The organism is Candidatus Litorirhabdus singularis, from assembly GCF_026262625.1.
Classification (GTDB): Bacteria; Pseudomonadota; Gammaproteobacteria; order Pseudomonadales; family Halieaceae; genus Litorirhabdus; species Litorirhabdus singularis.
Genome location: NZ_SHNN01000001.1, coordinates 341,599 through 368,147 on the forward strand (window position 1 = coordinate 341,599; position 26,549 = coordinate 368,147).

The 26,549-nt window shown below is 54.6% G+C and carries 20 protein-coding genes and 1 tRNA gene; 8 read left to right on the forward strand and 13 right to left on the reverse strand.

Annotated elements, in window-relative coordinates; all coding sequences use genetic code 11:
• Positions 1-119: 119 nt before the first annotated feature.
• The gene (locus EYC98_RS01630; RefSeq protein ID WP_279243557.1) at positions 120-3,200 is read right to left on the reverse strand and encodes a translocation/assembly module TamB domain-containing protein; all 3,081 of its coding nucleotides are present in this window, start codon (positions 3,198-3,200) and stop codon (positions 120-122) included.
• Complete coding sequence (locus EYC98_RS01635) at positions 3,197-4,819, reverse strand: autotransporter assembly complex protein TamA (RefSeq protein ID WP_279243558.1); 1,623 nt, start codon at positions 4,817-4,819, stop codon at positions 3,197-3,199. Before EYC98_RS01635 ends, EYC98_RS01630 begins: the two co-directional genes overlap by 4 nt.
• A gap of 270 nt (positions 4,820-5,089) precedes the next feature.
• Between EYC98_RS01635 and EYC98_RS01640 the strand changes: the two genes are divergently transcribed.
• The 3 genes from EYC98_RS01640 (at position 5,090) to EYC98_RS01650 (ending at position 7,825) form a co-directional block, all read left to right on the forward strand.
• Positions 5,090-6,550 carry a phospholipase D-like domain-containing protein gene (locus tag EYC98_RS01640; RefSeq protein ID WP_279243559.1) on the forward strand — a complete coding sequence of 487 codons (1,461 nt, stop codon included), beginning with the start codon at positions 5,090-5,092 and terminating at the stop codon, positions 6,548-6,550.
• Between the two features lie 133 nt (positions 6,551-6,683).
• A tRNA-Arg gene (locus EYC98_RS01645) sits at positions 6,684-6,760 on the forward strand.
• A gap of 135 nt (positions 6,761-6,895) precedes the next feature.
• The gene (locus EYC98_RS01650) at positions 6,896-7,825 is read left to right on the forward strand and encodes an alpha/beta hydrolase (RefSeq protein ID WP_279243560.1); all 930 of its coding nucleotides are present in this window, start codon (positions 6,896-6,898) and stop codon (positions 7,823-7,825) included.
• A gap of 86 nt (positions 7,826-7,911) precedes the next feature.
• Here EYC98_RS01650 and EYC98_RS01655 read toward each other — a convergent pair whose 3' ends face one another.
• Together EYC98_RS01655 and EYC98_RS01660 are read right to left on the reverse strand one after the other, a co-directional pair.
• Complete coding sequence (locus EYC98_RS01655; protein WP_279243561.1) at positions 7,912-8,256, reverse strand: hypothetical protein; 345 nt, start codon at positions 8,254-8,256, stop codon at positions 7,912-7,914.
• 35 nt (positions 8,257-8,291) lie between these two features.
• Entirely contained in the window at positions 8,292-8,501 is a 210-nt protein-coding gene (locus tag EYC98_RS01660) for a DUF3820 family protein (RefSeq protein WP_279243562.1), read from the reverse strand.
• A 232-nt stretch (positions 8,502-8,733) separates the two neighbouring features.
• On the opposite strand from EYC98_RS01660, the gene EYC98_RS01665 reads away from it, so the two are divergent.
• Positions 8,734-9,153, forward strand: coding sequence for a GFA family protein (locus EYC98_RS01665; RefSeq protein WP_279243563.1), 420 nt, complete (start codon positions 8,734-8,736; stop codon positions 9,151-9,153).
• Between the two features lie 88 nt (positions 9,154-9,241).
• On the opposite strand, the gene EYC98_RS01670 is transcribed toward EYC98_RS01665, so the two are convergent.
• The 3 genes from EYC98_RS01670 to EYC98_RS01680 form a co-directional block, all read right to left on the reverse strand.
• Positions 9,242-10,120 carry a class I SAM-dependent methyltransferase gene (locus EYC98_RS01670; protein WP_279243564.1) on the reverse strand — a complete coding sequence of 293 codons (879 nt, stop codon included), beginning with the start codon at positions 10,118-10,120 and terminating at the stop codon, positions 9,242-9,244.
• A 146-nt stretch (positions 10,121-10,266) separates the two neighbouring features.
• Positions 10,267-10,722 carry a DUF4124 domain-containing protein gene (locus EYC98_RS01675; RefSeq protein ID WP_279243565.1) on the reverse strand — a complete coding sequence of 152 codons (456 nt, stop codon included), beginning with the start codon at positions 10,720-10,722 and terminating at the stop codon, positions 10,267-10,269.
• 253 nt (positions 10,723-10,975) lie between these two features.
• Complete coding sequence (locus tag EYC98_RS01680; protein WP_279243566.1) at positions 10,976-11,911, reverse strand: isopenicillin N synthase family dioxygenase; 936 nt, start codon at positions 11,909-11,911, stop codon at positions 10,976-10,978.
• A 204-nt stretch (positions 11,912-12,115) separates the two neighbouring features.
• Here EYC98_RS01680 and EYC98_RS01685 point away from each other — a divergent pair, with 204 nt between their 5' ends.
• Both EYC98_RS01685 and EYC98_RS01690 read left to right on the forward strand, forming a co-directional pair.
• Positions 12,116-13,675 (forward strand): long-chain-fatty-acid--CoA ligase, encoded by a 1,560-nt coding sequence (locus tag EYC98_RS01685; RefSeq protein WP_279243567.1) that lies wholly within the window; start codon positions 12,116-12,118, stop codon positions 13,673-13,675.
• A gap of 94 nt (positions 13,676-13,769) precedes the next feature.
• A complete protein-coding gene (locus EYC98_RS01690) occupies positions 13,770-13,979 on the forward strand; it encodes a carbohydrate porin (protein ID WP_279243568.1) in 210 nt (69 codons plus the stop codon).
• A gap of 19 nt (positions 13,980-13,998) precedes the next feature.
• On the opposite strand, the gene EYC98_RS01695 is transcribed toward EYC98_RS01690, so the two are convergent.
• From EYC98_RS01695 to EYC98_RS01710, 4 genes are all read right to left on the reverse strand, one after another.
• Positions 13,999-15,666 carry an OprO/OprP family phosphate-selective porin gene (locus EYC98_RS01695; protein ID WP_279243569.1) on the reverse strand — a complete coding sequence of 556 codons (1,668 nt, stop codon included), beginning with the start codon at positions 15,664-15,666 and terminating at the stop codon, positions 13,999-14,001.
• A 211-nt stretch (positions 15,667-15,877) separates the two neighbouring features.
• A complete protein-coding gene (locus tag EYC98_RS01700; RefSeq protein WP_279243570.1) occupies positions 15,878-17,134 on the reverse strand; it encodes a carbohydrate porin in 1,257 nt (418 codons plus the stop codon).
• Positions 17,135-17,264: 130 nt separating this feature from the next.
• Positions 17,265-17,624 carry a hypothetical protein gene (locus EYC98_RS01705; RefSeq protein ID WP_279243571.1) on the reverse strand — a complete coding sequence of 120 codons (360 nt, stop codon included), beginning with the start codon at positions 17,622-17,624 and terminating at the stop codon, positions 17,265-17,267.
• A 14-nt stretch (positions 17,625-17,638) separates the two neighbouring features.
• The gene (locus tag EYC98_RS01710) at positions 17,639-19,051 is read right to left on the reverse strand and encodes a metal-dependent hydrolase family protein (protein WP_279243572.1); all 1,413 of its coding nucleotides are present in this window, start codon (positions 19,049-19,051) and stop codon (positions 17,639-17,641) included.
• Positions 19,052-19,190: 139 nt separating this feature from the next.
• On the opposite strand from EYC98_RS01710, the gene EYC98_RS01715 reads away from it, so the two are divergent.
• Positions 19,191-20,180, forward strand: coding sequence for a helix-turn-helix transcriptional regulator (locus EYC98_RS01715; protein ID WP_279243573.1), 990 nt, complete (start codon positions 19,191-19,193; stop codon positions 20,178-20,180).
• Between the two features lie 144 nt (positions 20,181-20,324).
• Positions 20,325-21,863: an arylsulfatase gene (locus EYC98_RS01720; protein ID WP_279243574.1), complete on the forward strand. Its 1,539-nt coding sequence runs from the start codon at positions 20,325-20,327 to the stop codon at positions 21,861-21,863.
• Between the two features lie 59 nt (positions 21,864-21,922).
• Here EYC98_RS01720 and EYC98_RS01725 read toward each other — a convergent pair whose 3' ends face one another.
• A complete protein-coding gene (locus tag EYC98_RS01725) occupies positions 21,923-25,243 on the reverse strand; it encodes an efflux RND transporter permease subunit (RefSeq protein ID WP_279243575.1) in 3,321 nt (1,106 codons plus the stop codon).
• Positions 25,240-26,418: an efflux RND transporter periplasmic adaptor subunit gene (locus EYC98_RS01730; RefSeq protein WP_279243576.1), complete on the reverse strand. Its 1,179-nt coding sequence runs from the start codon at positions 26,416-26,418 to the stop codon at positions 25,240-25,242. The genes EYC98_RS01725 and EYC98_RS01730 overlap by 4 nt, the downstream gene beginning before the upstream one ends.
• Positions 26,419-26,549 lie beyond the last annotated feature (131 nt).

Here is a 26,549-nt window from a genome sequence, read left to right on the forward strand (position 1 = left end):
TGTCTCCTATACAAGCCGGCGCAGCTGCACTAAAACTTAACTATGCATTGGGTGTGCAGGCGTGCTTTGACAGCCGCCATCTTTGGCCCGGGCCCCCCGCCCGGGCCTTTTTTTGAACGCTACTCGGCAGAGTCAGTTTCCAAAGGCGGCGCTGTAATATCATCATTTTGGCGGCGACGGATATACCACAGTAAATTCAACGCGCTGCTGGTGCTTTGATAACCCTCGATATAGAAACGTTCGGTCATACGGTAACGAGCACTGAACGCAGTGCCGGGCTCAAACATGCTGTAACCATACTTCAGATAGAGGTTGGGGCCAAAATAGCCACTGACCTGCGCCTCCTGACCCCGCTCACCCATTTCAGTCCCCACAGCAAAGCCCTGAATACCAAACTGCTCTGCGGCTTTACCCAGCTGCTGATTGGCACCCGCCAGACCCATAGCGACGGCCGCCTGTGTCGCTGCGCCATCGGTCGATGTGCCATCGGAATCCATGCGTCTACCCGTGATGAGGTAATGCATACGCTCTTGCTCTGACATTGCCTCCGAGCTGAACAATTGTACTCTGGGGTCTGCCAGCGGGCCGTCGACCAACACACCGACTATCGCATCGCCGGCGCTCTGGTGACGTTGGGCGCGCAAGCGCAGGTACGGCTCATCCAATGGACCGCTGAATTCCAGGCGACCCTCGTCTACCAACAAGTCTTGGCCGTAAGCGCGCCAGTGACCATCTGCGACTCTAATACTGCCTCTGGCTGACAGCGCACCACCCGCCGCTTTTTCCAACAAAGCCGAGCCGAACAGACGTCCTATCAACCCATACCCTTTAAAGCGCACCTCATCACCCAGACTCACTGTAATAGCAGCAGAGAATGGTGCCCCTGAGTCCTCACGTAGTTGCTCACCCACTATTTGCGTGTCCGCAGATACATTCACAACCTGCGGGCCACCACTGATATGGGATAAATCAACCAGCCCGCTGGGAATGAAAATATCGCCCTCCAGATGAGTGCGCTGTGCAGAGGCCGATAGCGTCAAGTCTGGCACCAGCTGCAGGGTCACGCCCGGCAGTGGTGCTATGCTCAGAGATTCTGCCACCAGACGCAACTGTGCCTGCCAATCGTCAGTGCGCCAGTCAATAGATCCACTGAGTTGCGCCGGCCCGCCCTCGGCAGCAACCTGCCCTTGCAGCTGAGCCTGTTGACCCTGTAAATCCAGCTGCAGCAGTGAGGTGGCAAACAAGCCGGTCTGGCCGATAATGCCCAAACGGGCATCAATAACACGGGCCGCGCCTGTCACCCAAAGCCCCTCATCTCGACGACTGGCGCGCACCTCAAGGTTCAGTGTCCCGGCCAGTTGCCCTAACTCAGGATACAATTGCAGCAGGGGTGCCATATCTATCGCTTCACCGCGTACGGTCAGTGCGCCGCGCTCCACCAACTCGACGCTGCCCTCCAACTCGCCAAAGTCAGCAACCCGTGCTTGCCAGTTAAGCGTCTGCGTGGACGCGCTACTGCCCGCCAGTTGCAGACGCACATCCGCATTACCGGACAAACTGGCGGTACCGGGTATGACACTGTCAAACCATGTCAACGGCAGCTTGCCCAGCGCCACTTGCAACTCCGAACGGTCGCCGGCAGAAAAGGTAAAAGCCTCGGTCAAACACAGCCTGAGGTCTGGAGCAGACTGTTCCTGAAAGCAAACCGGCGGCACGGTCAATCGCCCCTTGTGCCACTGCAGCATACTGGTGGGAGCCTGCTGCAAATGCCATGCCGAAGCCACCGACCAGTTGCTTGCGGGCAGAATTGTCCTCGCCCGCACACAGCGAAGGTCCAGGGGTTCATCAAACGAGTCCCATTGCAGCTCACACTGCAGTTCCAACTCAGCGCCGGCTAGCTCCCCTATCGCCACATCATGTGCATTCGCTCTGAGCGTCAAGCTATAGCCCGAGCCAGCCACTTCCAGCGAACCCTGCGCATTGGCCTTACCCACCAACGGTAAATACCCAGACAGATCAGGCGCAGACAGCAACCATTCCAATCCGCCATCTGTGGGACTGCCTTGTAGCGAGAGAGTAGTTGAAGCCTGCGCCGCCGAGTGGAGTGGTGAGCCACTGCTTGGCGTGTGCGTAATCTCTACACGCTGTAAACGGAGCGCTTGATTGTCGCCCCAAAGCACCTCTCCGCTCACCTGCAACGGATATTGCTGTATCTGTAGCTCGCCGCGTTCAAGCCAAATATGGCCATCACGCAAGCGCGCCAAGGCCATCACCGGCACATCTCCGAGCGCACTTTCAGATACCACACCTTCCAGCTCCAGAGTCAGCGATTCAGTATCTCCACTGACATCCGCAGTCAGCGACTGCACCGCCAGTGTGTTGTCACCCACGGTGTAACTGAAGGGCTGCTGCGCTTCGATCCGGGCTTGCAGCGGCAAGCCGGAGGCCAACGCGGCCACTGTTCCGTTCACATGCAACGGCAAGCCTTCTACTTCATTGGTCTCAAAACCCAGCTCTCGCACCGTTCCCGACAGCTGCACGCGCAGTGGTTGCTGCAAAGCCTGTAGGGCTGCAGTCAGGCTCACTGCCAACGGATAGTCCTGAGTAAATCGCACGTCGCCCTGCGCCTGCAACTGGTTACCCTGCAGCTCTAACTGTAATTTTTGGAACTCTAATTGATTCTGACGCAGGTGCACATTGCGCCCGCTGATCGCTTCCAGCAACAACGTCTCACCCACAGCCCCAGGCACCACCAGCTGTCCGAGTTCGAACATGCTGACCGTTACCGCTAGCGGACTACTAAACACCGGTAAATCCAATGCTTTAAAGCTGGGCTCCGCTTTGTTGACTACCTCAATGCGGCCTACTTTCAGCGAGGTCAGACAAACCCTCGTTGCCAATAAACAGGCCGGTCGCCAGGACAGCGTCACATCCGTGGCCTGCACTGCCCAATCGTCCTCGCGCCACGCTACCTGACTGAGCTGCAACCCACTCGCGAGGCTGCCCGATGTTATGTCCAACTGCAATTGCGGCAACCACCGATTCGCCTGATCCGCGAGCCAACGGCTACCGCTCTCACTGCCACCCAACCACCACGCCGTCCCTACCAGAATCAGTCCGGGTACAAGCACCATCAAAGCCAAAAATAGCAGGGCCCTCCAAAAGGCAGACTTTTTGGGAATGGGTGTAGCAGCACTCATATCAAAGGGCCAAGATAGAAATGCAACTGGAAACCATCATATTCAGGATCATCCACCGGCACGGCGATATCAATTCCCACGGCGCCAACCGGTGTTTTCCAGCGCACGCCCAGCCCGGCACCCGTGCGCAAAGGTTCGTCATCGTAGATAAACGCCTTGCCGCTATCGACAAAACCGACGATAGCCCAGTTGGGTTTGAAATCGTATTGGTATTCTAGCGTCGAAGTTATCAGCTTATCAGCACCGGTCAGCGCTCCCTGCGGATCACGCGGTGAAATACTCTCAAACGAGAAGCCACGGATACTGCCCTGACCGCCGGCAAAAAAACGTTTGGAGGCCGGCACCTGGCTCAGCTCTGCGGCAAATATTTTGCCTACCTCGGCGCGACCCAGCAGCGAATGACGCTTCGATAAACGATAGAGATAGGCGCCGTTAACTGAACCGCGCAAGAAGTCGGTGTCTGACCCCAACGCCTCCGCGCTACCCAGCAAATTGATACCGTAGCGGTAACCATTGCCTTCGTCAGCAGGCAGTACTAACCGGGTCCAGGTTGCCAGGGGCAAGATATAGGTCGTGCTTTTTTCCGATGCACTACCTTGCTCATAGACCTCGTATTCAAGGTTTACACCCAGAGAGCGCTTGCTGGTGCGCAGATCATGCTGCCAGATGACACCGGTCTTGGTAAGACTACTGAGGGTGTCTTCATTGTCCTTACGCTGCCAGGCGACAACCCATTCCAAATACTCTTCGCGGGGATGGTCCCAGGGAATAGTGTAACGGGTACTGATATTCTGCACCGGCTTGGAGAGCTTGGAGTTTAACGACAAACCGTGCCCACGGCCGTTAACAATAGGCTTATCCCAGTTAAAAACCACCTGCGTACCAGTGTCCGTTGCCACCCCCAGACCAATGGTATAGCGGTCCTTAGGCTCATCCTGCAAATAAGCCCGCAACAGCATAGTGCGACTATCAATATCGGAGGCAACGCGCACATCGGCACTGACAAAGTACCCGGTGTCCAACAGCTGGTATTGCAGGTCCCGCAGCATATTGGGCTGATACCAACCGCCCGCCTCCATATTGAGAAGCTTGTAGATGACATCATGGTCTATACGAGTACCGACAAACTCAACCCCGCCTAGCCGGAAACGATCCCCTGTATCAGCGCTCAGTTCGACCTGAGCGGTGCCAGCATTCGGATCCACCAGTAATACCTGCCGGGTCAACTCAGCCAGCGGGTAACCCTGCTGCTGCGCAGTTCTGACCAACTGTTCCTTGTATGCCTCATAGACGCCATGATTTAGCGCGGTCACATCTAAAAACGGATGTTCCGTCAACAGCTTCAAAATCACCGGGTCCTCAGCGCCCTCGCCTGTCAATTGCAGTCGTGGCGCAGCCCAGTACAACGGCTCCCCCGCTTGCACCACTACCCTCAACGTGCCTTCGTGCACCTGCAAGTCATGGGTAGAATGGTAGTAGCCAAGCGCTTGCGCTGCATCCTCTACCATCTTGCGAATGCGCACCCGGTAATGGCCGCCAGCCAGATCTGTCGCGGTGATACCTGCCAGAGTAGCGCTGATATTCTCAGCCAGGGCCTGCGGAGCGCCCTCCACTGCCACCCGAGCAGGCTCGGCGGCTACAAGCTGTGCCGACAGCGCGCTGACAAAGGCAAGCAGAAAACCTAGTTGTCGGACATTAGTCAGGATGTGTTGTGTCTCCGCGTCAAACCAGGGACGGTCCCGGGCAACACTAGTTTAACTGATGACCCACAATGAAGGCAGGCAATAAACACCCATTGCCGCTACAATCAAAACAGGCACTTGAACGGAATTGTGTGCCATGTAAAGGATCCGACCTGGCAGTTTCCCAGCGGCGCAGAGCACCAGAAAATGACACTCCTGATCACCTGGATACTCGACAACCTGCAGCTCTTGATTGCCGGGATATACGTGGGCATGTCCACCGCCGTCACTATCCATGCGATTTTGTGGAAACGCGACACCAAAGCCGCTGTCGGCTGGATCGGCCTGGCCTGGCTATCACCTTTCATCGGTTCGTTTAGCTATTACCTGTTTGGCATCAATCGCATACAGCGGCGCGCGGTAGAGCTCAGTACCCGCAAAGCATGGCGTGGCGCGCAGCGCTTACACCTGACGGATCAGGAAACCGTCCAGAAGGAGTTATTTCTGGCGCACCCGCAGGCTGGCAGCATGATTCAACTGTCCCGGCATTTATCGCGGCGTTACATTCTGCCTGGAAATTCTATTCTACCGCTGGTCAACGGCGATGAAGCCTACCCCAAAATGCTCGCCGCCATCGCCAGCGCCAAAAAGTCAGTCTCGCTGCAAAGCTACATCTTTGACAACGATGCCATTGGCATACAGTTTGTAACGGCTCTGGCGGAGGCGCAAAAACGCGGTGTAGCAGTGCGCGTAATGGTTGACGGTGTGGGCGTGCGCTACAGCAAGAGCCCCAATATTCTCAAGCCACTGCGCGATGCCGGCCTCAAGCATGCCCTATTCTTGCCCACCCGCATTCCACGCCTGCCAAACACCGCCAACCTGCGCAATCACCGCAAAATCATGGTGGTCGATGGCGTGCATGGCTTCACCGGCGGCACCAACATACGCGCCGGCCATTGCCTGAACATCGGCGTCAAGTCACCCGCCCAATGCCTTCACTTTTCGCTGACCGGGCCGGTTGCCAGTCATCTGCAGCAGACCTTCGCCGTAGACTGGGCCTTCGCCACTGGCGAATCACTGCAGGGAGAAGCGTGGTTTCAGAACAACGAACGCTGCGGTGACTCCTGGGCTCGCGGCATCAATCACGGCCCCGATGAAGACTTTGAGAAACTCAGTGATCTACTGGTAGGCGCGCTCAGCATGGCACGTGAGTCGGTGCACATTATTACTCCCTACTTTCTGCCTCCCGCCGCGCTTACTCAGGTACTGGCGGTCACGGCAATGCGCGGCGTTGAGGTAAACATTCTGCTGCCATCACGCAACAACATCCGGATTATGGACTGGGCGACTCAAGCAGAAATAGGCCCACTGCTGGAAAAGGGCTGCAACATTATCGTGACACCAGAACCATTTGATCACACCAAACTGCTAGTGGTTGACGATGCCTGGTCACTGATTGGTTCCACCAACTGGGACCAGCGCAGCCTGCGCCTGAACTTTGAGTTCAATGTGGAATGCTACGATCGCGATCTGGCAATGCAACTGAAGACAATTTTTACCGATAAAGCCGCCAACGGCCGCCAGCTGAGGTTAAGTGACATCAACGATCGGTCGCTGGCGGTCAAATTTCGCGACGGCGCAGCACGCCTTTGGGCGCCGTATCTCTAGCGCACTGACAGTGCTCGGGCATGGACTCATAGCAGCAACCTAGGTATTATCCGCCTCCTTCCCTAGCTCACCTAGTGAGAATGCTGCCCTTCGGAGGCAGCGGAATGGAAGTGCTATTAGTAGATTGATCAATGCGCCTGTAGCTCAGCTGGATAGAGTATCGGCCTCCGAAGCCGAGGGTCGCGCGTTCGAATCGCGCCAGGCGCACCATTTCCTCAAACACCACACCCGCTTAATTGTTAACCGGGTAATCGAGATTAACTCGATTGCCCAGATGTAATCGCGCGCAGGCGAGATTGCATAAATGTTGAACAGCGACATTCCGTTGGCTTCGCCGGGAGTATAATGAACCGCGTCATTTCTTATATCGTCTTGTTTGCCTTGATCGTCACTGCCTACTTTGTTTTGGTGGAGATTCCTGCTCAGCTCAGATTTGCGCCACGGACTGCGCTTGAGACATCGCCTGCTGATCTTGGGGTGGTCTATGAGAACTTTCAATTGTCCCCCACCGACACAGACATCACGCTGCACGGCTGGTGGATGCCTGCCACCAGGCCGCTGGCAACGTTACTGTTTCTGCATGGCGGAAGTTCCAACCGGGATAGCCGCTTCTTCGAAGGTCTGGAGTTCTATCAGGCAATGGTTGAGCAAGGTGTTTCCGTTGCGGCCATTGATCTGCGTAACCATGGTGACTCTGATAGTGACGACCAAGGCATTCAGTTTGGACGCACCGAGCACTACGATGCCCAAGCCCTCGTGGATTGGGCAAAGCAGCAACAGCTAACGCAGCCTGTCGTCTTAATGGGTATTTCTATGGGAGGTGCCACCGCCATCAGGGCTATTCATGAGGGCGCCGATGTCGATGGCCTGATTCTATTAGACAGCTTGCTGAACACGCAGGACGCCATCAAACGCGCAATTTGGACGCAAAGCGGTCTGCCACATACCCTGATGGCACCCAGTGCCTGGGCGGCTGTGCGGTTCTATGGTTTTCCAGACGGTCACGAGCAGCCGCTAGCGCTGGCGACAAATCTCGACCTACCCATATTGGTCATCCAGGACCCACAGGACCCGGTGACGCGCGCCATTTATGCCAAATCGCTGACGGCGCAGAACGCTCAGGCCAGGCTTTGGCTGGCACCAGAGGCGCCCGCTGACCACCCCGAGCTCGCCTCCAAAGGACGATGGGGGAGCCACGTCGCCGCTTTTGTTCTTCATCCGCAGGAGACAGTGGCTCAGATTATGGGTTTTGTGCAAACGCTCGCAGAAAAGTAGCGCTGTGACTCGAGACATTTACTATTCGTAATACCTCTATGGCCCCGCCCTGGCCTCTTTCCACTCGGCGTCTATCCCTACCGCTCTCAACCAGACTGCCGGGATGCCTGAATGCCTCGAATAACAAAATGGATAAAGGCCAGCCACAGGCACACGTAGGCCAGTGTGTATCCCCAGGGCGCCAGGAAATAGCCTAGCCCAATGCCTATAACAGGCAACATCGCCAGCCAGTGGCCCGGCACCCAGGCGTCCTGACGCCATGAGATCCAAATGGCGCTGACCGCAGACAGGATCATCAAGCCGGCAAAAAAGGGTAGCGCCCAGCTGTAAAAATACATGAGGCCACCCAGTATCAGCGCAATGATCCCGGCGCTGGAGTGGACTATCGCGCCAATATCGAGTTTGGATTCAGAGATCTTTTCCACAGTCATTGGAATGGGTTCCTGTCAAATCGCCGGAAGATGCATTATTGCTGAAAACGCCTCAACATGCCCTCGAGCCCGTTAAGTTTAACTTCATAGATTAACGCCAGCTGCGCGCCTAATTTTCCCGCCGGGAAGCCCTTACCGTGATACCACACCAGGTAGGGCTCGGGGAGGTCGAGTAACTGGCGCCCCTTGTATTTGCCATAAGGCATCAGCTGGTTGATGGCCTCTATCAGGTCTTTGTTCTCCATAGTTTACTACTACCCTCCCCGGCGAGTTACCGATACTACTGACACGCAAGTGGTGTGCACAACAGCAATGAACATCTATGCGCTAATTCTTCAGCTGCGCAGCGGAAGATACCAGTCACCCGCGCAGAATCGCCAACGCGCAAGCTAACGGCTGGCGCCCCGTTTACTTGTGATCGCACGGCATAGTTTGCTAGCCTGCCCACCCTAACGCAGACTGACGACGGATCCTTTTATGGAAAATATGGCGACAGGTGGCTGCTTGTGTGGCGGCTACAGTTATAAATTTGACCAGACACAGGTCATTTCAGCCCACCATTGCCATTGCAAGGACTGCCAGAAGATGACCGGTAGTGGCAAAGCTACCATTATCATACTGCCGACCGCACTGCTTGAGTCCCGCGGTGATATCAAGTTCTATACGGTGACTGGCACGGATGGTGGTCATGTAAGCCGGGGATTTTGCCCGGAGTGTGGCTGCCAGATGATCAGTTACGTTGAGGAAAGCCCGGGTCTGCGATTTATAAAGGCAGGGTCACTGAATGACAGCAGCTGGGTCAAGATCGACTCCAGTTTCTGGAGCCACTCCGCCGAAGACTGGTCACCGGTCGACCCACGCTGCCCAGCCTCTGAGAAGAACCCGGAGATGGGCTAGGCCCAGCCTTAGCGCGGCGCAACTGACCGCAAGCTGAAGACTTTGAGATGCTGCTGCCAACCCCTGTTGCGGACGAATCAGGAGAGGGCTAACCGGGGTTGCTGGCCGTCACTAGCCAGCATTGGCCCTGTAGCTCCACATAGCCATCAACATAGCTGCCTGCAATCGCCGCTCGAACAGATTCCCTGACCGCAGACCTAACCGCGTCTGGTTGATTCACCAGCCCGCTTGATACAGGCCCCATCTCCATAAAAAACTCTACCGATTTATCCAGAGAGCTACCGTTCCCCATCCTCATGTTCGGTTGCGTGGGCTCAAACTCGATATTGGTAAAACCGGCGGCTTGCAAAAATTCACTGACATAGTCGGTATCGGCAAAAGCAAACGGACCGGGAGCCCTCGGCTCTGCAGGCTCGGGCGCGGGCAGGTGCTCTCTTGCAGCTTGCATAGGAACCATTATCCAGTCGTTTTGCTCTGCCGGACCCCAACACATAAACGCCAGTCTGCCACCGGGTTTCAAAGCCCCGCGCATATTGGCGAATGCGGTAGCGGGGTCGGCAAAGAACATCACGCCGAATCGGGAAAAGAGCAAATCAAAAACCGCGGGGGTAAAGTCATGACTGCTAGCGTCAGCCAGTTCAAACGAACAATTGCCATCCAGCTCTGCCGGAAGTTGCGCGCGCTTTGCATTGGCAGTAACCAGCATAGGAGCAGAAATATCGACACCGACAACGCGGCCGGTTGCGCCAACAGCGACAGCCAGCTCAAGCGTGGTATCGCCGCAGCCACAACCGATATCGAGAACCGCTTCCCCGGTATCAGGCGCGGCCAACGCGATAGCCTCGGCGCCCAGCGGCCTCAGCATCAAGCTCATCTGGTCATCGCGCTCGCTCCAGTGACTGCCAGCCTCCCCATTCCAGAATTCTATTTGCTGGGCATTGGGGCCGCTTACCTCAATTTTATCCATATGACTCGTCACTCCACGCTGGCTTCCGATTGAATACTTATAGTTGACCCATGCAACGCTCGCTGTCCACAGTACTCTTGGCATCAGAGTATCGCTCAGCCTTGAGCCGCTACCAAACTGGATGTGGTGTCATCAAAAAATTGTGTCTATCGACTGGGTTTTTTCACACTCTTACAATGCCCACAATTGGAATTGTCGAGGAAAGTGCCTCCCACAAGAGGCGACTTTGGCGTTCTAACCTGACAGCCGGCATAGCATGATTTACTGGCATTGTACTCGGCCATCTGCCGGTCATAGTCACTGTCGTACTTCTTTTCATGCTGTTTAACTATGTCTCGATCCGTTGTTTTTGAGCTGCGCGTGGACCGACTACTGCTCTCCATCGACTGCCTGGAACTACTCATTGCGGAATTGCGCTGTTCGGCTTCAGCAATCTCCGCCGCCGTTGGCTGCCGTATATTGACCTCAACATTGTCAGCTTTTTCCTGATACTGCTCAGGCACGCGGTCGCCAAAATGAGTCTTGCCGTTTTCATCAACCCACTTGAATATTTCGGCCTGGCAGGGCAGTGCCAGAACTATAAGGAGAAGAAACCATTTCATGATCGCGATCCTGGAAACAGCTGTTCCGTTAAAAGCGTCTTACCACTTTACTGGACTGCACAGGGTTTGCCAGACATCTAATAGTGTAAATTTTTAACGCTGAGCCGCGGCGATTGTTGCAGTAATGCCCGGGGATCATCAGCTACCTCTTCTGCCAATCTCTCGGAATGGCGCGGCATGCTTTCATGCGCCGTCTCTCCGCATCTCGATGGGTTAATCAGGCTTACCCGTTACGTGACGTTTTCACAACAAGCTATGCGATACGATATTTGCTCACTTGGGTGTCTTCCTTCCCCTGGTCTGCATAGTTGTCGTCAACGCGGTTCTGTATAAACTCTCTCCAGCTGAACGGGCGGTAGTGCGGTTGCCCTAGCGCCAACTGGGGGTGTGGTTCGATGATGGCATCGCGAGCGGGATGGTAGAAGTACGGCGTACTCATTCGAGCGCGCTCTGTCATGGGTAGCACGCGGTGCACGGCGGCCTTGTAGATGTCGTTACTCCAGGCCTGCACGGAGTCGCCGAGGTTCACAATGATAGTTCCCTCGCGTGGCGGCACATCGATCCAGCCGTGATCTGTGGAGAGAGTCTGTAGCCCGCCAGTGTCGTCCTGTACCAACAGTGTCACGAGACCGGGGTCTGTGTGATGGTGAAGCGCCATATCTCCCAGCTCCGTGTTGATCGCCTGCTCTTCTCCACTGAGGGGGTCGTCTACCGGGTAATAGTTCAGGCGAGCGGTGCTGGTATCCGGGTCACCGCACATGGGCTCCGCGTCTATGCCCAGCGCTCGATGTAGCAGCGCCATGACCTGCACCGCTACTGTGCCCATGGCTTCGTGGTAGTCGCTCATGCCCTGGCGGAACGCCGCCATTTCTTCGGGCCACTGGTTGTATCCAGACTCGTCAGTCAACGGGCGGGTAAAATCGAACACCTGCTTAAGGTCGCGCTTGCGCTTGGTGAGCTCCCGATCAAAGTAGCCCAACGGCTTTTCCGCCGTGCGCTCAATCTTACGCAGCTCGGAGCGCGGCCGGGAGAAGAAGTCGCTCGCCTGCTGCCACATTCGTCCGATGGCGTCATCGGCGCCATGCCCGGACACCAGAAAGAAGCCGTGATCCCTGCAGGCCGCATCCAAGGCTGCTATTTGCCCTGGCTCGTCTACCGCACGTAAGTCGATAATAGGTACCTTTTTCATTCTCTGTTTTCTCCCTGCGCTTAGTGCCAGCTTAGCATCAACCGGCTACCAAAAATGTTTTTGCTTGCTCAGCAATAATTTAGCACCCGCGGTTCACTGCCTGAACCCTCTCATGCGCCGGAGAACAGTTTTATAGAACTGATAACGTGCGAAAGCCGGGATATGGCGCTATGCTCAGTTGATAATAAAAACTGGAGAACGGGTATGCTACTGCACCACTTTATGGAATTTTTTGGCCGCGAAACCGCTAGCAACCCCTGTATTGAAATGGGTGCTAGAAAGCTCGATTACAGCGCAGCAAACGCACACTGCAACCGCATGGCGCACGCCTTCGGCAGCAAAAGTCTCGGCAAGGGCGATCGTCTGGCCTGGATCGGCAAGAACAGTATTGATTTTGCGCTGCTATTTTTTGCCGCCTCAAAGGTCGGTGTGGTACCTACTCCACTTAACTATCGCCTGGCGCCGCCCGAGTGGGCGTATATTCTCAACGATTGCACGGCGCGCGTGCTGGTAGCAGAAGCAGAGTTCTGCGCCGGCATCGACAAGGTTCGTGACCAACTGCAGAACATAGAGCACTTTATTTGCCTGGATGGGGATATCGAAGGCTGGGAGAATTATGAAAACTGGCTAAAGGGGCAAGCGGAGCATAACCCGGAGCATGATATAAGACCGGAAGATGAGCTGTATCAAATGTACACCTCCGGCACCACGGGGCTACCCAAGGGCGCCGTGCTAACCCAATACGCAATAGAGACCAACACTCGAGTTATTTCACTGATGTTTGATATGCGTATAAGTGATACGCGAACAGTAATCCCGTTGCCTTTTTATCACGCAGCGGCGGGCATCAGTATTAAATGTGTGGTTTCCGCCGGCGGCAGTATCATTGTGCACCGCGAGTTTGACCCGGTGGCAGTTGTCGACAGCATAGAGAATGAAGGCGTCACCAACGCCACCCTGGTGCCGGCAATGATTCAGGCCTGCCTGGTGGCAGTTCCGGATATCAACCAAAGGGACTTTCCTCTTCTACGCACCATGGCTTACGGCGCCAGTCCCATTGCAGAAGAAACACTGAAGCAAGCGATGAAAGTATTTGGTTGCAAGTTCCAGCAGGTTTTCGGTATGACCGAGACCACTGCCTGCGCCACACAGTTATCTCACGCTGCCCACCAGCGCGCCATAAACGGTGAGCCGCATTTGCTGCTGTCTTGCGGCAGAGCCGCCGCAGGAACCCAGGTGCGCATTGTCGACGCGAATTTGCAGGAGGTTCCTGTGGGCACCGTCGGCGAAATAGCGGTTAAAGGACCCCAGGTTATGTTGCAGTACTGGAACCTGCCTGAGGCAACCGCAAAGACATTGGTTGATGGCTGGCTTTATACCGGCGATGCCGCGCGCATGGATGCAGAGGGTTTTATTTATATTCAGGATCGCATTAAGGACATGATTGTCAGCGGCGGCGAGAACATCTACCCCAAAGAAGTAGAAAACGCGCTGTTTGATCACCCGGATATTATCGATGCCGCGGTCATCGGCATACCCGATGAAAAATACGGCGAAGCCATTCTGGCCTTTGTGCAAACTCGCGATGGCGGTGCGCTGGATAAAGATGCGCTGATCGCGTTCTGCCGCGAACGACTGGCGGGCTACAAAGTGCCCAGGGCCTTTGAGTTTATCGAGTTGGTACCTCGCAATGCATCCGGCAAAATATTGAAAAAGGACCTGCGCGAGCCCTACTGGGCTGGCGTGGAGAGAAGAGTGGGTTAGTGCCAACTTCCTCGTTGTGGGCTTGTATTCTTGGTGATTGCATATCAATCCGAATACGGAGATCGGCGCCCTACGACTTCTCAAAACCACGCCAATGTTGGCAACGACCGGTGCCGGGTTCGCAGCGGAAAATGCGGTCAGTGCAGAACTCGACGATGAATGGGTGCTGGAAACTTCCTACAAGCTTCAGCTCACGCCAAACTTCACATTAACCCCAGACCTGCAACTATTAATCAACCCAGCCCGCGACCAGCATCACAACCAACTCTGGATAGCGGGACTACGCGCCGTATTTACCATTTGAATGTAAACTCGCACCAGCGCTACTCCAGAATCAACATAAGTCTCGTTGTAAAACCCTGGCTGGTTCCCTGCTCGCCGAAACGGTCGAGCTCTATGTAGCGGTAGTTTACATTGAAGTTGAAATACGGCGTCAACCACCAGTTCAAACCCAGCGACCAGACATCCATCTCCCCGGCATCCAGCCCAGCAGGATCAGGCACCTCACTCATGTCTAGCGTGCTAAAGCGGGTACTGACTTCCCAGGCACCCCAGCCGTTCTGCTTCACCGAACGGGCTACCGCAATTGGCCTGAAAGTACCGGTGCGCTTGTTGTAGTCTCTTACTTCGCCCGTCAGTATCCACGAGGCGGTAACGTGATAACCATCAATACTGGAATCTCCCAGCACGGGGTCATCAAGATCCGTACGCGCATATTCACCATGCAACCAGAAAGGTCCGGAGCGCAGGGACGCCTCCGCCTGGTAAGTCATCATGCCGTCGACATCAAAAAAATCGCTGGCAACATAGTCGGGTGCTTGATTGATTTCTGGACCTGTCTGCGTCACAAACCCTTCCTTGCCGTCTGAGTCACGCAACCCTAGCCCCAGATGCAGTAGCGTGCTCTCATTGGCCGACTGCACCGGCACCCACGTGGCGCGGCCTACCAACTGTGTGGAATTGTCATCGAATGAACTGGGTTGATCCTTATCCAGCCAATTATTGAACGCCCCTCCCGCTAGCGTCATGCGATCATTCAACAACGTGCCCGCCATAACAACCCCCACATTTCTCGACGGCAGCAGCGCATCTGATACAGCTGCACGTTCGCCCAAGGGGCCATGACCGAGTGCCATCAAGCGCTCCATCGAAATAGGCTCTTTCTGCTTACCTATACTAAAACTGGTTTTGTCCCAGAGCGGAATATCCAGACGCAAATCAAACAGCGTATAGTCATCTGACTCAATAGAGTCAAAGCCCTGGTCAAACGCGTGAGTGGCTCCAAATACAGTCCACACCCAGGGCTTTGGAAAATTCAAAGTGCCTACGCCGCCGAATCTCAAGCCTCTTATTTCGCCTCCTTCAAAACTCTTGAGGTCGCCTACCTGAGAGCGGCTCTCGCCGTCCTGATTCGTCCAACTCTGTCTATCAAGCACGATCGCACCAGTAAAAATCCCTGACACATACTTGGTATTAAACTTGTTCCAGCGGCGATCATCCCTATAGTTCAAAGGCACGGCCAGAGGAGGTGCCGTGTAGGCGAGCCAACCCGCTTGCTTGCGCTCACGCTCGGCCGGCGATTCGTCCGTTATAGGCCGTAGTGTATTTTTCAAAACAGTGCCGTCATGAATAGCAAAAAGAGTATGTGTCTTGGTGTCGAGCAACAGTTCTACGTTCTCAGAAGGGTCGCCATCCAGCACCAGAAAGCTGGCAGGCTCTCCAAGCTTCAAGTTGCCCATCACAGTGCCCTCGCGCGCATCAAAAACGCTATCAGCGGCATCGAGTGGAATAGTGTCTTGAGTAATGATATTGAGTTCAGATGACTTGATCAGAACGTTGACAACAACTTTTTCCTTCTCACCTTCCTGCCCTAGAAGCGTGATATTTCTGATCAGAATAGTGTTTTCCGATTGTGCCATGGCAGGCCAAACCAACCCGACAGACAGGAATAGGGACATTAGGTACTGTCGCAAGAACTTGGTGTTGTTCACAAAGCTAATCCTTATACCGGCGGAGGAAGTTGGAACATGACATCAAGGTCGCGCAGCGTATTCATTACGCGCCGACCTCCACACTGCGATGACACCGAGCAAAAGTCAAAGCTTACGCCCGCGTAAACCGCAACCAACCAGAATGAGTATTTAGTTGGATTCGCAAAACATAAAACCGCTTGAGCAATGCAAGCCGCAAGCAGGAAATCATTTAGAGTGCGAATCGTCCTCGTAAAGACCAAACATAAACGTTACTCGCATCCTGGTTGAGGGCAGGATCCTTCAGATACTGAAAATCTAATGTGAGCGCCAGCTTTTTCGTCGTCTGCCAGCGATAGAACATTTCAGCCGTGTACTGATCATCAAGGCCGGATCCAAAAGACTCCTCATTCACTTCACCCCAGTTTACAGCGGCGCCGAACAAGTTACCCGGCACGGAAGTTGAAGAGTCTGGTTGGTAACCGAAACCGAGACTCACGCTCTTCTGCAGCAGCGAGCCACTTTCATCGGTATAGCCCGCGCGGATGAAAGGCATGAACTGATTATTGTAATAACGGGACCAGGAGAAGTTTGCCCCCCAACCCTCGGGTGCACCCACTTCCTCGCGAGCATCAGCCTGCCAAAAGGCAATATGGACATTGTCCAAAGCAATGCGTGAATGAGAACTGGTATGGCCTATTTCAACACTGTAGAAATACTCGTTATCACCAAAAAAAGTATCAAACCCTTCACTGATGTCGGTGGGGTCAGAGTTGCGGTCTACCACGCTACCAATCACATACACATTGTTATCAAACAAGTGTCCGGCAGCCACGCCCATTGCTGCATCATTGGGCAGATCTGTTGCCGCTGCGCCCGTTGAAAATGTGAGGTTCATAAAGTGTAGCCAGGGACTGGCCATACCGTAGACGTCAAAGAAATCTGTGGCATCGAGAAAGCCGCCGAGCACCACCGTGCGCCCACTATTGAGACTTTGGCGCCAATAAAGGTTGGTGAAACGGGTTTCCTGGTCACTGAACGGCGGCGCGGTCAGGCCAGCATAGCCGACGCTACCGAGATAGAACTCACTGGGCGCCAGATCACTATATCCGTGCCGATGCTCCAGCTTGTAGACCAGGCCGCCAGAAGTCGATTCACCATCACCGGTAAGGTTCCAGCTGCCGTAAAACCGCAACATGCCGCCACTGGCAGAATCATCTGCCCCTGGTAAGGATTCACTGGCACCCACCGTAACCGCAGAGTAATCCATGCCAAGGCTGAAGCCATGTTCCTCTTTCATTCGGGCCTGCCATTGCTCCAGAGGCCCAAAAACCTCGCCACTGTAGAATTCGCCCTTTTCTGTACGATCAGTCTCGATGATCTGCTCTACTGAATCTGGCCCACCGAAGCCAGGCCGACCTTCCGACTGCGCTACGGGGCTTAACGCTAACAGAACCGCTAAAAACGCCGCCTTCAGTGTAGTTCTCATTGTTTTCTGTCCGTAAATATTGATGACGAGCGTTTCAGCTCACTTTAACTGATGTCCTGTTATGGACTTGCGGTGGTTCCTGGAAACATTAAGTACGCCTGTAACACCGAGTCAAAGAACTCTAGCTCAACTACTGAAACATACGCGCAAAGACGTTTTCCACCACAGGGGTGACATTGATGCCGAACATCCTTTGCGGGCCAAAGGCGTCGGGCTGGTCAACATAGTAGTTTATCTCAGCACCTAACTTCCAGGGACGACCAATAGTTTCTCCCCAGGCTTTCAACTCTGCGGTGCCGTCCGCATAGTATCTGGCGGTGGCTGAAACGCTTGCCGGCAGTGACCCCTCCATAACGGCATCGGACATCAAGGCGCGTAGCTTGTTCTCGCCGGTATAAGGCTCCCAGGTCTGAGCCAACGCCAGCGAATTAACAATGCAAGCGCCTACCAGCAAGCAGGCCGATAGGATGCGAGAATGGTCACTGCTCATTGTTCGCTCTCAACCTACAAAGTGTTTTTATGGATAACGCCGTCCTTCATAATCAGCACAATACCTACGGGGCTATCCGGTGGTGTTGGCGCGTCGAACCACTTGGGATGTGCGCCGATAACAGACAGGTCTTCAAGCGGATTGCCGTCGATGAGCAGAATATCGGCATAGGCGCCCTCTTCAATAACACCCAGCTTGCCATCAGGGTATGGGTTCATAAAATCTCCGGTCATTGCGGCGATTTCACCACCGACTGAAGTCATAGCTACCAGCGCGGTGTGGTTGTCAAAGAAATCTCCATTGAGAAACTGTTCATGGTGAATCTGCTTATTGCATGATTCCACTGACCCAACGCAGTCGGTGTGAAAACCGCGCTTAGCCGGGCAGCTACGCATATTGTCCAGGTAATCTTCGAAGGCGAGCTGCGCCGTTTTAGCCTTACGGAAACTAGCTGGTACATTTTTGACCGCAGGAATATCCAGAAGGCCCGGAATAAATGCGGTCAGGTTTGTAGTGATATACGCCCCCTTTTTTTCCATCAACTTGCCTATTTTGCAGTCATACATAAAGCCGTGTTCAAGCGATTTTACGCCCGCCTCAAGCGCCGCGACCATCGCCTCGCGCTTGTAGGAGTGAGCCATAACATAGGTGCCGTATTGCTCGGCGACTTCTACCGCGGCGCTGATTTCATCAGACGTGCGACCATCCATCTGCCAGGGGTCAAATGCCGAAACTACGCCCCCTGACTGCATCACCTTCAGTTGAGAGGCCCCCATTCGGAAGTTGTTCCTGGCAACCTTTAGCACCTCATCACGACCATCGGCTTCAACGGCCATGTTCAAACGCGACATGTTTGAACTCTCCCCAATCGGCGCGGTGTAATTAGCAAAGTCGGCGTGACCACCACGGCCACCAATGAACGCGGCAGAGGGATAGTAACGGGGACCGGAAATCATGCCGCTGTTAATCGCTCGTTGCAGGCCGGCATTGCCGCCCCCGGCATCACGAACGGTGGTGAAGCCCTGGTTCAAGTACATTTCAGCCATCTTCGTGCCATGAATAGCGAAGTCTTCCCAGGTCGTCATGCTCTCCATCGCCGGCAACGAAGGACCCATAAGCATCAGGTGAGCGTGGTTCTCGATCATTCCTGGCATCAAGGTCCGACCCTCACCATCGATGACGGTAGCCTCTCCTGCTGAAATGCTGGACTTGGAAATCGTCTTGATCATGTTCGCTTCAACCAATACGTTCATGTTCGGCGACAGTTTACGGCTCTTACCGTCAAATATAGTGACGTTGTTGAACAAGACCTGAGCCAGCTTACTCTCTTCTGCAGTGGCCGCACCGGCTAACATAGCGACACTAGTAATCATGGTCACTGCCGTCAAAAGCTTCCTGGTTCGTCCGTAGAGGTTTTCAATCATCATTGTTCTCCGCATCGCTAGGGCGACTACAAATTAAGAGGCATATTTGACGCTTATCCTAATCGAACGCGCCCTTGCTGTTGCTATAACTTTGCATAATTGTAATCATATTTGATAGGGAAGAAGCTAAAGGGAAAGTCCTGTGCGGCAAAATCAGTACTCCATCCAAATAATGCGCCCCGCACTGTTGTTGCCATTCGTACTCGCGATGGATAAGCACAAAATGGATACGGATATTCTACTGGAACAGCACAGGTTGACCCGAAGCAGTGTTATGAATGACACAGGGATGATTTCCGCCCAACAAGTTCACCCTTTTTTACGCAGCGCAACCGATGCGTCTGGCGACCCTGGCTTTTGTTGGCGTGTCGGATGGCAACTTGACCACAACCAGTATCCCATGTTCTCGGAACAGCTCGCACGAGGTCTGTCGCTGGCAGAACTTCTCACTGAGATGGCGCTGTCGGCAGAAAATCTCGCCTCCGCCAGCCGCTTTGAATTACAAATTCCAGGCGCCTATGCCAGCTTTACCGAGCTGCGACTTTATAAATCAAACCCTTCTCCCCACACAGACGCATTCTTTTTTGGCGCGCTCTCGTCACTCCTGAAGGGCTTTGTGAAGCAACACTGGGACCAGACAGAAGTCTCCGCCGAGCTGGCCGATTTAAGCGCCGTTCCCCACGATACCGGCAGCAAGTTGGTGCAGACCCAATTGCCCAGTAAGTGCACAATTAGCTTTCCAACAATTTGGCTGCTTCCTAAAGGTAGCTCATCCCATTTTGCTAAGCCCAATAGCGTTGAGTTTGAAACGGCCGGGCGTCTGGTAGAGTTTCTTAGATCGGCGCTGCATCCATATCTGGATACGCCTGGCATGACAGCTGAAGCAGCGGCCAATAGGATCGATAGCCCGCTTAGGGAAATAAACGAGAGCCTCAAGCCCCGTAGCACAACGTTGGCTCAACTACTTGATGATTGGCGTCTGCAGCAAGCCTGCCGAAAACTCAGAAACACTGACTTGAGTGTTGCCGATGTAGGCTCCGCTGTGGGCTACCCCGACCCTACCAGTTTCAGTCGTGCGTTCCGGCGGTGGACTGGGATGTCTCCACGAGACTACAGAAACTCTAGCCTGTGAATATCGTCAAAGCTGAAGACAACGTGATATTCGGCCGCATATCGAGAAATATCCTTCGAGATACCCAAGTCTTTTACTAATTTGCGCTATCCTGAGTAGAAGTAGCGCACGTTCCTTACACATAATTCAATAAAGGATTTACCCATGGTGACAAGTAAACAATTTGGAACCAGGCTCTGCGGCCTGTGTCTGCTATTACTCAGCTCTGCGGCTTTCGCCGCAGATAAACCCAACATCCTCATCATCTGGGGTGACGATATTGGCCAGTTCAACGTCAGCTCTTACAACATGGGAATGATGGGCTACAAGACGCCTAATATCGACCGTATCGCAGCCGAGGGCGCTGTGTTCACCGATTGGTATGGCCAACAGAGCTGCACCGCCGGACGCGCCGCGTTCATCACGGGCCAGTCACCGATGCGCACCGGTCTCACCAAGGTAGGGCTTCCTGGCGCCCCAGAAGGCATGCAGAAAGAGGACCCCACCATTGCCACGCTGCTGAAAGAGCAGGGCTATACAACGGGTCAGTTCGGCAAAAACCACCTCGGAGACAGGGATGAGATGCTGCCCACTGCTCATGGTTTCGATGAGTTTTTCGGCAACCTTTACCACCTGAACGCAGAGGAGGAACCAGAGCTTCCCGACTACCCCAAAGATCCAGAATTCGCCAAGCAATTTGGGCCACGCGGAGTCATTCACAGCTTTGCCGACGGCAAGATCGACGATACCGGTCCGCTGACCAAGAAGCGCATGGAAACCGTCGACGAGGAAGTCACTGCCAGAGCGCTGAAGTTTATGGACAAGGCAGTCGCCGACGACAAGCCTTTTTTCGTCTGGTGGAACAGCACCCGCATGCACGTGTGGACGCACCTCAAGCCTGAGTCTGAAGGCAAGACCGGACTCGGCGTCTATGCCGACGGCATGGTTGAACATGACGGCCACGTCGGTCAATTGCTGGCGAAGCTTGACGAGCTCGGCATAGCCGACAACACCATTGTTATGTACTCAACCGACAACGGTGCAGAAGTGTTTACCTGGCCAGACGGCGGCAGCACCATGTTCGCCGGTGAAAAGGCCACACAGTGGGAAGGCGGTTTTCGGGTGCCGACTCACATGCGCTGGCCTGGCGTGATCGAGCCCGGTACGGTCAACAACGAAATTGCTTCACACGAAGATATGTTCAGCACACTGCTTGCTGCGGCTGGCAATCCCAATGTGAAAGAAGAGTTGCTGAAGGGTAAGCGGGTCGGTGGCAAGAAGTACAAAGTCCACCTCGACGGCTACAACCTGTTGCCTGCACTAAAGGGCGAAGCCGAGTGGCCGCGCGAAGAGTTCCTCTACTGGACTGACGACGGCAACGTTGCTGCCCTGCGCTTCAATAACTGGAAGATCACCTTCCTGCGTCAAAACGCACACGGAATGGACGTCTGGCAAGCGCCTTACGAGCAACTGCGCATGCCCATGATAGGCAACCTGCGTAGCGATCCTTTTGAGCGCGCCCATCACGAAGCCATCGGCTACGGCAAGTGGCAGTTCGAACATATGTTCATGTTCGCCCCAGCGGGTGCCTACGTTGGTAAATGGCTACAGAGCTTTCGCGATTTTCCACCGCGCCAGAAACCCGGCAGCTTCAACCTTGATAACGTCATGGAATCAATAGAAAAGGGTTCCGGCGACAAGTAATACCCTCTAGCGACCCCTTCGGGGGTCGTTAACTTTCCCCTACAAGACTTTGAATGCGGCTACTGCTGCTCACTGACTAATTCATCCGCGTCGCCATCAGAGGCCGACTTATTCCTACTCATAAAGCGGTTGAGATCCTCAAGAATAATGTAACCTGAAGGCACAACCAGTAGCGTCACTACGGTTGCGAACGCCACGCCAAACGCCAACGAGACAGCCATTGGTACCAGGAACTGTGCCTGCACACTGGTGTTGAACATCAGCGGCAACAAACCGACGAACGTAGTCAATGCCGTCAACACAATGGGCCTGCAGCGCGACTGCGCCGCCATCAGTACTGCATCATGAAAATGTACGCCCTGTTTGCGGCTTTGATTAATCTGATGTACCAGCACCAGACTTGAGTTAACGACTACGCCTGAGGCTGCAATAAAGCCCATAATCGAGGGCATAGCGAGGCCGGCTACCAAACCAAAGTTCTTCATGATCACGTGCCCCCAGATGGCCCCGACGAAGGCAAACGGAATCACGCTCATAATAATCAGCGGTTGAACGTAAGAGCGCAGCGGCACCGCCAACAACGCAAAAATCACGAACAGGGCAATACCGAACATGGGCACCAGTTTGCCAATTGCCTCGCCCTGCTCTGCCTGCTCGCCCTCCAGGCTATAGGTAATGCGAGGATACTCGCGCATAATTTCTTCTATGAACCCCGCCCCAAGATCCGCAATCACCTCATTAGCCGTAATCTGGGAGCGATCTACATCTGCCACCACGCTCACAACACGCTGCCGATCCGCTCGGCGAATAGTTGAATAACCACGCCCCAACTCGGCACTCGCAACCGTCCGAAACGGGACTTCGGCGCCCTCAGGCGTGCGGATACGCATGTCCTCGAGAGTAGCCAACGACCTGCGCTCGGCGTCGGTATAACGCACCATCACTCGCACATCATCGCGTCCACGTTGGATACGCTGGGCCTCCTCACCGTAAAACGCCTGCCGTACCTGCCGCGCCAGAGTCTCTAATGACAGACCCAAAGCCTCACCCGAAGGTCGCACATCAAGCTTTAACTCCTGCTTACCTGAGCGAAATGAATCAGTGATATCGATCACCCCCGGGTAGGTTCCGAGTTGCTCGCGCAACTTGGCGGCAACGATACGCAAATCCTCCACATTGGCGCCCGCCAGCTGGATATCAATGGCATTGCCAGCGGTAAAAAACGCCGTGCTGAACTTGAGCTCGACCGCGTCGGGAATAGGGCCTGCAAGCTCGCGCCAACGATTAGCGACGGTGCGAGTGTCAATGCTCCGCGACTGGCTAGGCGTTAGCTGTAAGGTGACTTCACCGAGATGACCACCGCCACCCACTGCACCGCCGCCAGCACTGCTGGGCTGACTACCTACCGCTGACAGGATGTGCGTTACCGGAGAAGCCGCAGGAAATTCGTTATCCAGCTCTAGCTGCAGTAGCTGAGCAGTTTTTTCCAGATGCAGCACCGCCGCATCTGTAACCGCTACCGGAGTGCCCAATGGCATCGTCAGTGCGGCAATGGCCTGGTCCGACTCCAGTGGCGGGAAAAAGGAAAAAGGCAGACGACCACTTCCTAGAATGCCTACCGCCGATAAAAAAGCCACCATCGCCAGCGCAATCACTACATAACGAGCTGCAACCGCACGCTCCACCACGCCGCGGAAAGTAACACTGATAAATAACTCTATGCGGGCTGAAATCTGCTGCTGAAAACTCACTAGCAACGCAGCGACACGCTGCGCGACGCCCGCCAAGTGCAGCAAGTAAAGCAGCACCATAATGAGCACAGCAAGTCCTATATAGCTGCGTACATCCCATGAAAATTCAAGCAGCGCGATAGCGACAATCGGGATCATCAACAGGCCTACTTCACTGGACGGACTCCCGGACTTACTGTGCCCCAAGTGCGAAGGCAGAATCAGCTGAGATTCAATCAATGAAAAGGCCAGGCAACACATCACCACGGTCGCCACTACACCAAATATCTGCCCAAAACTACCCGGGCCCAACAGCAGAGGCGTAAACGTAGCCACGGTTGTCAGCACGCCAAAGATCACCGGCAAGGAAACCTGTTGAGTGCCAAGCACGGCGCCCTCCAGCAGATCGCCTGTTTCCTGCTGCACTGAGTGCACTTTTTCACCCACGACAATGGCATCATCCACCAGGATGCCCAGTACCAGAATGAAGCCGAACAGGGAAATAGCATCGATAGACAGGCCGAGGATATAGATGGCAAAGATTGCGCCCAGGAACGCCACTGGCACACCCACACTGACCCAGAACGCCAGCCGCGGCCGCAGAAACAGCGCCAGCACAATCAGCACCATCAAAAAGCCCTGACGGGCGCTATCCAATAGTGTCTCGAGACGGTCTTGCAACAGCTTGGAGCCGTCATTCCAAACCGTCAATTCAACACCTTCAGGGAGCCGACTTGCAGAGGTATCGAGATAGTCCTGCACCGTCCGAGTGATATCCATGATGTCCTGATTACCGATTCGAGACACGCGTATGAGCGCTGCTGGCCTGCCATCAAAACGCAGCATCTGGTCGGTGTCGGCAAAACCATCAACAATGGTGGCGACATCTCTTAGGTACAGGCGGGTACCATCAGGCGCGGTACGTATAATCAGTTGCTCGAAATCGCGGCCCCAATAAGCCTGCCCCTGGGTGCGCAACAATATCTCGCCGCCGATAGTTTTGATGGAGCCGCCGGGAAGATCGAGTGAACGACTGCGAACGGCGCCTGCAACGTCGTCAAAGCTAAGCCCGTGGCGACGCAGTGAGGCCTCTGAGACTTCAATGGAAATTTCATAGGGCCGAGTATTGCTCAACTCAACCTGTGTGACCCCGGGTAGCTTGGCTATATCGTCACGCACCTGCTCGCCAATCACCTTAAGAGTTCGCTCTTCCGCCGGTCCGATCACGGCAATATCCAGCACCGTGCGCACAATACTAACCAGGTTTACAATCGGTTTTTCGGTCTCTACCGGGAATGTATCAATGGCATCGACCCGGTTTTTGACATCATCCAGAGCCTTGCCGGTGTCGGCATCTTCAAGCAACTCCACGGATACCGAGCACAGGCCCTCATTGGCATTGGAAGTGATGGTCTTAATACCCTCGACACCTTCCAGTTCTTCTTCAATGCGAATGCAGACACCCTGCTCTACCTCTTCAGGCGCGGCGCCCAAATACGGTACTGAGATAGAAATAACAGGTACATCGATATCGGGAAATGACTTCTGCGGCATGTTTGCCACAGCCACTAGCCCAGACAGAACAATAAGCCCCAGCAGCAAGTTGGCCGCTACCGGATTGTGAGCGAACCAGGCTATGGCACCCTTCATAAAGACTGATCACTATTGTCCAAGGGTTCTGCGCCGACCATGCGCACAGTCATCCCTTCTATCGCAGTGTCCAGTGACGAGATACAGACTCGGTCACCCGCTACCAGACCACTGTCTATATAGGCCAGTTCGCCGACCGTACGCATGACTGAGACCGACCGAAACTGCAGGCGGCTATCGCTATCCACCACCAACACCCGGTCGTTCTGGCGCACGGCGGAGCGAGGCAGCACCGCAACATTTTGCGCCAGACGGCCATGTATTTCAGCATTCACAAACAATCCCACTGCCAGTGGCGCCCGGCCCGCCACCCGCGCATAAGGAGCGTCAACGCGCGCCACCAGATGAATCATCCGGGTCAGCGGGTCAATCTCACCTTCGGTCCTCACAATCTGTGCAGGCCAATGATGCTCCTCACCGGCAAACCGTGCACTAATAGTCACTTTAGTCGCCGCTAATGTAGAGACTTCCCCGACTACCGGCACCAGGGGTAAATCAAGGATCGCCAACTCCGCGTCGTTAATCGGTAAGCGCACTTCGGCATAGTCAGTGGCATAGAGTACAGCGATAGCATTGCCACGATTCACGAACTGGCCAATATCGACACGCTCGCTGCGCACACGGCCCTCAAAGGGGGCCAAAAATCGGGTACGTGTTAGGTCACGTTCGGCCCGCGCCAATTGCGCTTGCGAGGAACGCAACGTAGCCTCGGCGATGCGCAGCCTGTTCGTCGCATCATCCTGCTGTGACACGCTGGTTAGCTGCCGCTCACTGAGACTATCCAAACGACTAGAATTGCCCTGTGCATTAGCCAAGTCACTTTCTGCCTGCACAAGATTCGCCTTGGCTTGCTCCAACGCCAGCTCATAGTCCAATGGATCAATTCGCAGTAATTCCTCGCCCGCCGCAAAAAATCCGCCCGAGACCAAATTGGGATTGACGCTAATAACACGCCCCGCCACTTCCGCCACGAGTTCACTTTCGGTGCGCGGTGCTACGGTTCCGTGCGTCAATGAAGACAGTTCCACGTCCTCCAGCGTCACAACCTGCACCCGCACCAGCGGGATCAGGGCCTGAACGGGCTGGGGGCTCAAGGTGGGCCCCGTCGCTAACAGCAGTGCAGCCAACCCAAAGCCGGCCATTACGATAACGGTGGGTACAACCAGGCGTTTCAAGATTTATGCTCCTGTAATGACCAGTATCTGGTCGATCGTGTGGTGTCGCCAAAAGGTTTGAATAAGGGAAGACTGATTGCGGGGCTACGTGGCTAATTACGCGGTAAACCTGGCTTTAGATCTATCAGGAA